Origin of the sequence: Bradyrhizobium sp. SHOUNA76, from assembly GCF_023006445.1 — a bacterium.
In the GTDB taxonomy this organism is placed as follows: domain Bacteria; phylum Pseudomonadota; class Alphaproteobacteria; order Rhizobiales; family Xanthobacteraceae; genus Bradyrhizobium.
In genome coordinates this window covers 1-10,738 of record NZ_JALBHA010000188.1, presented here as the reverse complement: position 1 = coordinate 10,738, position 10,738 = coordinate 1, and the positions used below count along the sequence as shown (strand labels likewise).

Here is a 10,738-nt window from a genome sequence, read left to right as displayed (position 1 = left end):
CGCTTCGCCGGTCGAGGAAAGTCCTGCGCCGGCGCCCAAGCCGGTCGAGGCGCCGCCGCCGTTGTTGCTGGTCGGGGCCGTGGTGGGCGAGGGCGATGCGATCGCAATTCTCGTCAACCGCACCGATCAGAAGGTCGTGCGTCTGCGGCAGGGCGAATCGCTCGCGGGCTGGTCGCTGACGTCGGTGCAGCCGCGCGAGGTGACGTTCAAGCAGGGCGAGCGCAGCGAGGTGCTGGTGCTCCAGCGGCCGGAGGCAGCCGTTGCCGCGAGCCCGCCCGCAGATGTCGGGGGCAAGCTGACGAGGCCGGGCCCGGCCGATCCGTCGGTCTCTCCCTTCCTGCCGCGTTCGACGCCGAAGAACGGCGAGTCGGATGGGCTCTGAGCGCTGGCGGGCGCGCCGGGCCGCTTGCTTGACCGGGAAGGACGCGGCTTGACCGACGAGCAAATTGACGCGCCCGGTCCGGCCGACGGTTCGAGCAGGCCTCGCGGCATCAGCCGCGCCCGCCGCCTCTTGCAGGGCTGGTCTGCCAACCTGGTCCAGATAGCGTTGGGGCTATCCCAGCAGCTTCTGCTCATCCCCGCCTTCCTGCATGTCTGGACCGGCGACACGCTCGCGGCCTGGCTCGCGATCTATGCGGCGGGAAGCCTCGTCGTGGTGGCGGATGCCGGATTGCAGCTTCGCGCGATCAACCGCTTTCTCGCGTTCAAGGCTTGCGCCGATTGCGACGGGCGCACTGCGAATTTCTATTCGGCGCTGCTGCGGATCTATCTCGCCATCGTGGCGGTGCTGGGTGTGCTTTTGTGCGCGGCGGTGGTTCTGGCGCCGCCTTCGGCCGTGCTCGGCTTTCACGCCACGCCAACATTCGATGCTGCGATGCTGGTGATGATTCTGGGCATGCTTCTGACCGTGCCCGCCAACCTCGTCTCCGGCCTCTATCGGGTGCGAGGCCATTATGGCCGGACGGTCTGGCTGCAAAACGCCGCGCTACTGCTTGGACAGATCGCCCAGCTCGCGGCGCTCGCATTGTTCGGCAGCCTGCTTGCGGTCGCGATTGCCTTCGTGTCGATGCAGGTCCTGTTCGCGATCCTGCTCGCTGCGTTCGACGCGCCGCGACTGTTTCCGTTCCTGCGCCGTGCCGGCAAGCCGCCGTTCGTGTCGCCATCCCTGCGCTGGAGTGTCGGACAATTCGGCCGCGCCGTGCCCTTCGCGGTTGCCAACATCACCGAGCTCGCACTCGTCAACGTCCCGGTGCTGCTCGTCTCCGCATTGGTCACGAACCGCGTCGCGGTGGCGCAATGGGGCTTGACGCGTGTGATCGCGAGCCTGGTGCGCGGCCTGTGCCTCCAGGTAACGCTGCCGATCGCCGCCGAGCTCGGCCACGATCATGCCGTCGGCGACAAGGATCGGCTGCGCCGGCTCTACGCCCATGGCTCGGTGTTCGTAACAGGCCTTGCCTGCCTGACCGTCGCCGGCCTGCTGCCGTTCTGGCCGGATTTCTTCGCGTTGTGGACCCATGGCAGCATTCCCTACGACGCGGCGCTCACGGTGACACTGCTGCTCGGCTCGGCGGCCGTCGCGCCATCGCTGCTGGCACTGGTCTTTGCCAATCACAGCAATCGCGGCGATCTCCTGATCCGGACCAAAGGCCTCCAGCTCGTGGTCTTCCTGGCGCTGTCCTTCGCCCTGATTCCGCGGCTGGGGCCGCTCGGGGCTGCGCTCGCCGTGGTCGCAAGCGACATCCTCATTCAGTTCGGACTGCTCGCGCTGCTGGTCATGCGCCAGACCCTGCATCATCCCTTCAGACACGTTGCCTTCCTGATGTTCATGGGCGTCGGCATCGTGGCGTCGGGCTGGCTGATCGGGCAGGTGATCACCGCGCTGGTGCCGGGGAGCGGGCTCGTGCACTTCGTCGTGGAATGCGCGATCTGGCTGGCCGTAGTCAGCATACTCGCAAGCCCGCTGTTGAATGCGGCGCTGCGCGAGCGCCTGAGGGCGCGCATTCCGGCTTAGGGCAATTCAGCGCGCGGTCAAGGCCAGCCGGTGCTTCAGCCGTTCCAAATGGCGGGCGAATTGCTGGTGGCCGGCCTGGGTTTCTTCGGCAAACTGAGCGAGCCTAAGTTGACCGGCCGCTTGCAGCCGTTCGCGCATGCCCTCGGTTCGCAGGCTGACGATCGCATCCGCGAGTGAACGCGGGTCGTCATAGTCGAACAGGATCGCGGCGTCGCCGGCCTGGGCCTTGAAGGCCTCCGGATAGATCACCGGCGTGCCGACCGCCCAGGCTTCCAACGGTGGAAGATTGGTCGGGCCGAAATAGCTCGGCATCACCAGCGCCGCGGCGCCGCGATACAGCGCGCCCAGTTCGGCGGACTCGACGAAGCCGATGATGGAGATCTGGTCCGACAGGCCGTAGGTACGGATCGCCGCATCGATCTTGTCGCGGCCGCCGCGATCCGAGCCGCACAGCACCAGCCGTTCGGTGATGCCCCGCTCGCGCAAGCTTGTGAGCGCGGCGAGCAGCGTCATGTGGTTCTTGTGCGGCCAGAATTGCGCCGGATAGAACAGATAGCCGGGCTTGAGCCGGTATCTTGCCAGCACCGCCGCATCGTCGGCGGCGTCTGACGTGGATTGGCTGACATAGGTGGAGGGCGAGAACGGGATGCAGACCGCGCGCTCCCTTTCCATGGCATAACGGCGGCAGAGATCGTCGACCAGCTCCGGCGCGTTGACGATCACGACCGCCGCCTTGGTGCTGGCAAGGCCGAACAGGATCTCGCGGCGCTCGAATTCGCCGAACGTCCGGACCTCCGGAAACTCGGGTGCATCGCGGTGGCAGCCGTCGAAGATCGTGATGATGAACGGCAGCTCGTAGAGCAGCAGGTGCCGCTTCGAGGTCGAGGTGAAGTGGACGACGTCGATGCCGTCGCGGATCAGCGCGCGCTCGAACGGCGATCTCAGCTTCAGCGCGATCTGGACGAGATCGAATGGTCCGCAATATTTCAGGAACAGGAAGATATGGTCGAGCGGCCCGAACTTGAGCAGGCGGGCTACGACGCCGAACTCCTTCAGGATGTCCAGGGTCTTCGGGTAGGGCGAGTACACCACGATCTCGTTGCCCGACTTGGCCGCCCAGTCGCGCAGCCAGAGCAGGTCGTTGAGCGGCTGCTGGAAGCCGCCGCCGACCTCGAGCGCCTGTTCCAGCATCACGGCAAGGCGCAGCGGTCTCACGGTGTGACACTCTTCCTGGCGACCGCATAGGCCGCCCAGCTCTTCGAGTTCGGCGCGTCTTCCGTCAGCCATGCGGCGTGAGCGGCGGGCTGGAAGCCGGTCGCCGCAAGCAATGCATCGATCTCGAACGGAAACCAGTAGCGCATGTGGTGCGCTTCATCGACACGATGGATCGTGGCGCGATCCATCTCCTCGCAGAACAGCGTATAGTTCACGGTGACCGTCGCTGCCTGTTCGTCGTGATCGGATCGCGCAATGCGGGTGAGGCGCAGCGGCTTCTGCTCGATCACCTTGACGCGCGTCTCGACGCCCTGCGCCAGCACGGCGCCGCCGTACCAATAGTCGAAGAAGAAGACGCCGCCCGGCTTCAACGCCGCATGGGCCGTGCGGAACATGGCCGTCAGGGCATCGCGGCTGGTCTGATAGCTTGCGACGTGGAACAGCGACACCACAGCATCGAAATCGCGTTCGGGACCAGTCTCGCAGGCATTGCCCTGCCGAAACGGGATCGACAGCCCGGCTTGCGTGGCGCGCGTCTTGGCGCGCGCGATCATCTCGTCGCTGAGATCGATGCCGGCAACGTTCCACCCATGGCGCGCGAAGGCGAGCGCATGCAGGCCGGTGCCGCAGCCGAGATCGAGCAGCTTGCCCAAGGAAACGCCGCGGTCGCGCAGGCGCGCCTCGACGAACGCCGTCTCGGCCGCGTAATCCTTGTCCTGATAGAGAAGATCATACCAGGGCGCGTAGTCGGCGAACACCGTCACGCCAGGATCTCCTTCAGCGCCTCGGCCGAGCGCGCGATCTCGTCGTCGGTCAGGGCAAGCCCGCTTGGCAGGTAAAATCCGCGCCGAGCGATGTATTCCGCATTTGGATGGCTTTCGTCGCGCATCAGGCCCATTCGGCGCAACACCGGCTGCTCATGCATGCACCAGAAGAACGGCCGCGTCCCGATGCCCTTTTCGCCGAGGCGCCGCATCGCTTCCTTGGCGTCGAACGGGACGTCGTCGTTCAGCACGATGCCGTAGACCCAGTAGATGTTGTCGGCATAGCCGGTGTGGGCGACGGGGCGACGGATGCGGTTGAGGCCTGCGAGATGCTCATCGTAAAGCCGGCCGATCCGGCGCTTGATCTCGACCGTTCGCGATAGGCGCTCGACCTGGGCGACGCCAAGTGCAGCCTGGAGGTTGGTCATGCGCGCGTTCCAGCCGAGCTCCTCGTGGACGAAGCGCTGCTGCGGCTGGAAGCACAGATTGCGCAGGCCCTGCAGCCGATCGGCGAGCGCGGCGTCATCGGTGAGGATCATGCCGCCTTCACCGGTCGTGACGTGCTTGTTCGGATAGAAGCTGAAGGTCGAGACATCGCCGAAGCCTCCGCAAGGCGCGCCGCGATAGGTCTGGCCGTGCATCTCGGCGGCGTCCTCGATCACTTTCAGATCGTGCTTGCGGGCCAGCGCCAGGATCGGATCGAGGTCGACCGGCAGACCGTAGATGTGGACCAGCATGATCGCGCGCGTGCGCGGCGTGATCGCGGCTTCCACGCCCTCGGCAGTCATGTTCCAGGTCGCGGCATCACAGTCGACCCCGACGGGGATGAGCCCCGCGCGCAGCACCGCGGCCGCGCAACTGATGATGGTGAAGGTCGGGATGATGACTTCAGACCCCTCATCGAGCCCAAGGGCATGGACGGCGATGTCGAGCGCGACCGAGCCGTTGGTTACGGCGATGCCGTGTCGTCGCCCGGCGGCCTCGGCCATCGCCTGCTCGAAGCGCTTGATGAACGGTCCCTCCGAGGAGATCCATCCTGTCCGGATGCATTCGGCGAGATAGTCGGCTTCGTTGCCATCGAGCAGCGGTGTGTTGACCGGAATGAAAGGTGCGGTCACAGGTTTGGGCCCTTGATCCGGATTTCGGACGGGGAGACCTCGGCAAAGCGGGTCTTGTCGTTCTCGCCGGAATAGGGACCTTGCTTGATCTCGAACATCTCGAGCGGCTCGAGCACGTGGAAGCCGTGGGCACCGCTGCACAACAGGATGATGTCGCCGGCACCGAGCACGCGGCTTTCGAGATAACTTTCCTCGACCGTGTAGAAGTCGACCTGAAGTTTGCCCTTCTGGATCAGGAGAACCTCCTGAGTGTAGTGCACCTCCCGCGTCACCTTGTTGTGGCGGTGAGGCTCGATGGTCTTGCCTTGGGGATGGCTCATGAAGGCGAGCTGCTGGGACAGCTCCGGCGTCGAAAAGAAGTGGATGCCCGGCTCGCGGAACGAGGCCCGCACGATGATCGCGTAAAGCTGATCGCCGAATCGAACTTGTTCGACGTGTTCCATCGGGAGCCTCAAAAAACTGCTGTGATTAGAGTGGGATAGCTGCCTCGACGCGCACTTTGGCCATTTTGGCCGGGACCGTCAAGGGCGGACGATCATGGCGATTGCTACGCCTGTCGGCGCAGATTCAGGCGATGTGAGTGAGGATTTCTTCGACACGCCGTTTGAAGGTGTGGGCGGCAAACGTCCTGGCCTGTCCCGCCTTGGCAATGGACTGGCGGGCCGTATCGTCGGCGAGATACCGATCGATCAACGCGAGACAATCCTCGACGCTGCGCCAGGCGACGATCTCGCGCTCGGGAGCGAACAAGGTGTGCAGATTATCCTTGAAGTCGGTGAGCAGGAACGCGCCGACGCCGGTCGCTTCGAACAGACGGGCATTGCCAGCCTCACGGCCGGCCATGTCGATATGCGAATTGAGCGTGACGCGCGAGGCGCGAAGTGCCTGGTACATCTCCACGCCCCACACCTCGCCCTGGTAGCAGCGGTGCAGCGGCGAGGAGGCGGGAAGGGAGTGCAAGCCGCTGCCGAACAGTTTGAGATCGTAGCGCCGCGCCACCGCTTCGAGCTGCGCGACACGAAGCTGGTGATCCGCCGATACGGCACCGACGAAGGTGACGTCGAATTCTTGCTGGGGAAGCGGAGGCAGGACGTCGAGGATAGCTGGTTCGAAGGCGAGGTGGACGACTTCCGCGCGCGCTCCGTGGGCACGGAAGAAGTCCACCACCGCAGCCATCTGCGAGATCATGAGGTCGTAGACCGACCAGTCCTCGCCGCGCGAGGGCGCAATGCCGATCTGGCCGACCAGGATCGGCCGGCCGATCTGCTTGATCCTGCGCGCCAGACGCGTGTCGACGTGGAATAGATCCTGGTTGAGGACGAGATCGGGCTTGAAGTCCTCGATCTGCTCCAGCAGGATTTTTTCTGCTTCCGCGTCGAGCCGCGGGCTGAGGCCGACCTTGCGCGCGAGCGGTCGCAGCACCGGCTTGAAGGGGGCGACTGCGCGTTGCAGCCAGCCGGGAATGGCATTGCGGGCGGCATGGATGCCGGGTGGCGGCGGCTCGGTGACGGCAAGGCCGTGCTCGCGCGCCCAGGCTGCCCGCATCCAGGGATTGTTGACATGGATGTCGGCGGCGACGTGCCCGAGGCCGGCGAAATTGCGCGAATAGAAATCGGCAACGCCGAACAGGCTGGCGTTACGCGCCGCCATCTGCGCCGTGTAACATTCGTTCTCGAGGCCCGGTCTGCGCCGGTAGAGCCAGGCCAGGAAGCGCGGATAGTCGGCGTTGAGGATCAGGATGCGCACGGGGTCACGGCTTTTCTTCGAACACGTTGCGGGGCATCACGTACCAGAGCAGGAACAGGATGGCGGTGCCGTGGGTAACCATGGCGACGGTGAGCGGCACGTTGAGCAGGACGTGCGGCAGCACGCCTGATGACATCAGGACAAAGCGAGGCGGGAGCCCTGCGGAGGCGCGATTGCCGAGCGCCAGGACGAGGCCTGCCGCGAGCGCGGTCAGCGGTGCCAGCCAGGGGCCGACGGACGCGATTCCTTCCGTCGCAAACAGCGAAGCGTTCAAATTGCCGAAATCGTAGGTGTTCTGCATCACCACTGCGAGCGGCTCCTCGTAAGGACAATGCATCAGCGGCTTGAGCAAGGAGATCTGGCAGAACCAGGTCAGCGGGTGGCTCGCGAAGAAATGGTTGTACAGGTCGAGCGCGCCCGATGCCGTCGCCATCATCCGGATGTTGACGATGTCGAAATATCTGCCGGGAATGCTCCTCAGGCTAGCCTCTGTCAGCCAGATCACGAGTAGCCCGATCAGCATCGGGACGAAAATCGATGCGATGACCGATGTTCTCGCCTCCAGAAACCGTGACAGCACGATGAGCGCGATCAACCAGGCCGGCGTAAATAACGCGAACTTCGTCAGCGTGACGGGATAGAACAACAGAAGAAGGACCAGGACGAGGCCGGCGCGGACGCGATGGCCGAGCAGCCAGTAGCAGGCGAAGGCGAACGGCAGCAGCGTGCTGGAGACCCATCCTATCAGATATCGCAGCGCTCCCGGAAATACGAGGGTGTCGCGGAAGTCGTAGATGCGCGCGACCGAGACCAGACGGAAATTGTAGGTCGAAGCGACCGCGATGGTGGCGATAGAGACCGCCAGAATGAGCGTAAGCAGGTGCTCGAAACGGGCGTTGGACAGGGTCACGAATCGCCGCAGCGGCGCCCGGATGAACAGGGTGGGCATCAGGAAGAGCAGCAGCGCCAATGCCGCCGAAACTCCTGCAAGCAATCGCGGGTAGTTGTAGTCGGAGAAAACGTCGATCCACAGGAAGCCCAGGATCATCGTGTAGGAGTAAAATCCGACGAAATACCCGAAGCTGAAGCGGGCGGAGGCGAACAGCAGCGAGACGACGGAAAAGCCGGCCGCGACGATGACCGCGATCCAGAGGCGTTTCGGGTCGAAGTCGATGGAGAGCTGGAAGGTCGCGACCTCGATCAGTGACAGGCAGGTGACGGCGCTGTGCAGCAACACCAGTTTCGTCAGCGCGGCTTTCGAGTCCAGGCCGGCGCGCAAATCGCTGATGATGCCTGGCGGTGCGCTCATTGCCGTAGCTCGCTGCGAACGACTGGAGTTGCGAGCAGATCAGGCGATGTCGAGCGAATGCTTGAAGTAGGCGATGGTCTCCTTCAGCCCGTCCTCGAGCGCGACCTTCGGCTCCCAGTTCAGCACCGCCTTCGCCTTGGCGAGGTCGGGCTGGCGCTGGCGCGGGTCGTCCTGCGGCAGCGGCTTGAACTCCAGCTTGGAGCGCGAGCCCGTGAGCTTGATGACCTTCTCGGCGAGCTCGCGGATCGTGAACTCGGAATTGTTGCCAAGGTTGATCGGGCCGGTGATGTCTTCCGCAGTCACCATCAACCGCATGATGGCCTCGACGAGGTCGTCGACATAGCAGAACGAGCGGGTCTGGCCCCCGTCGCCGAACACGGTGATCGGATCGCCCTTGAGCGCCTGGACGATGAAGGACGACACCACGCGACCATCATTTGGCTGCATGCGCGGGCCGTAGGTGTTGAAGATGCGCGCGACCTTGATCGGCAGGCCGTGCTGACGCCAATAGTCGAAGAACAGCGTCTCGGCGCAACGCTTGCCCTCGTCGTAGCAGGAGCGGACGCCGATCGGGTTGACGTTGCCCCAGTAATCCTCGGTTTGCGGATGGATCAGCGGATCGCCATAGACCTCGCTGGTCGAGGCCTGGAAGATGCGCGCCTTGAGCCGCTTGGCGAGCCCCAGCATGTTGATGGCGCCGTGCACCGAGGTCTTGGTGGTCTGCACGGGGTCCCGCTGGTAGTGGATCGGCGAGGCCGGGCAGGCCAGGTTGAAGATCGCGTCGACCTCGATGTAGAGCGGGAAGGTGACGTCGTGCCGGACCGCCTCGAACAGCGGATTTGCGATCAGATGGGCAATGTTGCGCCGGCTGCCGGTGAAATAATTGTCCGCGGACACCACCTCGGCCCCGGCATCGAGCAGTCGCTCGCAGAGATGCGATCCGATGAACCCGGCGCCCCCGGTCACGAGGATGCGGCTGTTCCTGTAGTTTTCAAACGGCATGATCGGTTCCAGCTGGGTCTCGGGACGGTCTCGTCCCGCTGCGGCGGGCAGAGTGGTATCGGCTACGGGCGAAAACGCCAATAGCTTTGCATAAAGGTAAAAAAATACCTATTAGTCTCTAAGGGTTGCTTGAGGACCGATGATTTTCCAGGTCCCGCCACTTCGTATAGAAGCCGTCTGGAATACGCGGGGAGCGTGCCTCCCGTTCGGAGCAGGTGAATGAAAGTCGTAATTCTTGCGGGAGGCCTCGGCACGCGAATCGCGGAGGAGACCAGCACGCGACCGAAGCCGATGGTGGAGATCGGCGGGCGGCCCATCCTGTGGCACATCATGAAGATCTACAGCCACTACGGCTTCCATGATTTCGTGATCTGCCTTGGCTACAAGGGCTTCATGATCAAGGAATATTTCGCGAACTACTTCCTGCACATGTCCGACGTGACCTTTCACATCGCCGAGAACCGGATGGAAGTGCATCGCGAAACCGCCGAGCCGTGGCGGGTGACGCTGGTCGACACCGGCGAGGATACCCAGACCGGCGGCCGGCTGAAGCGGGTGCTGCCCTATGTCGCGGACGAGCCCTTCTTCGCATTGACCTATGGCGACGGCGTCGCTGACATCGATCTTGCCGCCGAGATCGCTTTCCACAAGGCGCATGGGCGCCGCGCCACCGTTTCCGTGGTTCGGCCGGCCAAGCGCTTCGGCGCCATCGCGATCGAGGGTGACCGAGTCGTCAATTTCGAGGAAAAGCCCAATGACGACGGCGGCTGGATCAACGGCGGTTTCTTTCTGTTGTCGCCGTCGGTCGGCGAGCTCATCGCAGACGACAACACGATCTGGGAGCGGGAGCCGATGGAGCAACTGGTGCGCGGTGACGATCTGCGCGCCTATGTGCATCACGGCTTCTGGCATCCGATGGACTCGCTGCGCGATCGCAACTTCCTTGAGGGCGAGTGGGCCAGCAATCGTGCCAAATGGAGGGTCTGGTGACGGATCCGGCATTCTGGCGCGGCAAGAAGGTCTTCCTCACCGGCCACACCGGCTTCAAGGGGGCGTGGGCCTCGCTGCTGCTGCGCCGTCTCGGGGCTGACGTCTACGGCTATGCGCTGCCGCCGACACACCAATCCGCGCTGTTCGTCACGGCGCGCATCGCCGACGACATCAGGCACCGCGTGGCCGATATCCGCGATCTCCCGACCTTGCGCGCCGCGATGGCGGAGGCCGAGCCCGACATCGTCATCCATATGGCGGCGCAAGCGCTGGTTCGCCCCTCCTATGAAGAGCCGGTCGAGACCTTCGCGACCAACGTGATGGGCACGGTGCATGTGCTGGAGGCGGCACGGCATCTGCGCTCGGTGCAGGTGATCCTGAACGTCACCAGCGACAAGTGCTACGAGAACAAAGGTACGGGCGCCGCCTTCGGCGAGGGCGACCGGCTCGGCGGCGACGATCCCTACAGCAACAGCAAGGCCTGCGCCGAGCTCGTGACGCATTCCTACCGCCACAGTTTCTTCAACACGAGCGGCGCGGCGCGCGTTGCGACCGCGCGTGCCGGCAACGTGTTCGGAGGCGG

Annotated in this window: 10 protein-coding genes and 1 pseudogene; 4 read left to right on the top strand and 7 right to left on the bottom strand. The window is 64.3% G+C overall.

What is annotated here, in order from left to right; genetic code table 11:
• Together MOV74_RS19805 and MOV74_RS19800 are read left to right on the top strand one after the other, a co-directional pair.
• Positions 1–382 (top strand): annotated as a pseudogene (locus MOV74_RS19805) (hypothetical protein); the annotation flags it as partial.
• 48 nt (positions 383–430) lie between these two features.
• Entirely contained in the window at positions 431–2,011 is a 1,581-nt protein-coding gene (locus MOV74_RS19800; RefSeq protein WP_246925848.1) for a hypothetical protein, read from the top strand.
• Positions 2,012–2,017: 6 nt separating this feature from the next.
• Here MOV74_RS19800 and MOV74_RS19795 read toward each other — a convergent pair whose 3' ends face one another.
• The 7 genes from MOV74_RS19795 to MOV74_RS19765 form a co-directional block, all read right to left on the bottom strand.
• Positions 2,018–3,226 carry a glycosyltransferase gene (locus tag MOV74_RS19795; protein ID WP_246925846.1) on the bottom strand — a complete coding sequence of 403 codons (1,209 nt, stop codon included), beginning with the start codon at positions 3,224–3,226 and terminating at the stop codon, positions 2,018–2,020.
• On the bottom strand, positions 3,223–3,990 hold the full coding sequence (locus MOV74_RS19790; RefSeq protein WP_246925844.1) for a class I SAM-dependent methyltransferase: 768 nt from the start codon (positions 3,988–3,990) through the stop codon (positions 3,223–3,225). The genes MOV74_RS19795 and MOV74_RS19790 overlap by 4 nt, the downstream gene beginning before the upstream one ends.
• Positions 3,987–5,108, bottom strand: coding sequence for a DegT/DnrJ/EryC1/StrS aminotransferase family protein (locus MOV74_RS19785; RefSeq protein WP_246925843.1), 1,122 nt, complete (start codon positions 5,106–5,108; stop codon positions 3,987–3,989). Before MOV74_RS19785 ends, MOV74_RS19790 begins: the two co-directional genes overlap by 4 nt.
• Positions 5,105–5,551: a hypothetical protein gene (locus tag MOV74_RS19780; RefSeq protein WP_246925842.1), complete on the bottom strand. Its 447-nt coding sequence runs from the start codon at positions 5,549–5,551 to the stop codon at positions 5,105–5,107. The genes MOV74_RS19785 and MOV74_RS19780 overlap by 4 nt, the downstream gene beginning before the upstream one ends.
• Before the next feature lie 124 nt (positions 5,552–5,675).
• The gene (locus MOV74_RS19775) at positions 5,676–6,854 is read right to left on the bottom strand and encodes a glycosyltransferase (RefSeq protein WP_246925841.1); all 1,179 of its coding nucleotides are present in this window, start codon (positions 6,852–6,854) and stop codon (positions 5,676–5,678) included.
• A 4-nt stretch (positions 6,855–6,858) separates the two neighbouring features.
• Positions 6,859–8,163, bottom strand: coding sequence for a hypothetical protein (locus MOV74_RS19770; protein WP_246925840.1), 1,305 nt, complete (start codon positions 8,161–8,163; stop codon positions 6,859–6,861).
• Positions 8,164–8,202: 39 nt separating this feature from the next.
• On the bottom strand, positions 8,203–9,165 hold the full coding sequence (locus MOV74_RS19765) for a UDP-glucuronic acid decarboxylase family protein (RefSeq protein WP_246925839.1): 963 nt from the start codon (positions 9,163–9,165) through the stop codon (positions 8,203–8,205).
• 219 nt (positions 9,166–9,384) lie between these two features.
• Here MOV74_RS19765 and rfbF point away from each other — a divergent pair, with 219 nt between their 5' ends.
• Together rfbF and MOV74_RS19755 are read left to right on the top strand one after the other, a co-directional pair.
• Positions 9,385–10,155, top strand: coding sequence for a glucose-1-phosphate cytidylyltransferase (gene rfbF, locus MOV74_RS19760; protein WP_246925838.1), 771 nt, complete (start codon positions 9,385–9,387; stop codon positions 10,153–10,155).
• Positions 10,140–10,738, top strand: a 599-nt coding sequence (locus MOV74_RS19755; RefSeq protein ID WP_249797535.1) for a GDP-mannose 4,6-dehydratase, incomplete at its 3' end; no start/stop codon positions are given. The genes rfbF and MOV74_RS19755, both read left to right, overlap by 16 nt.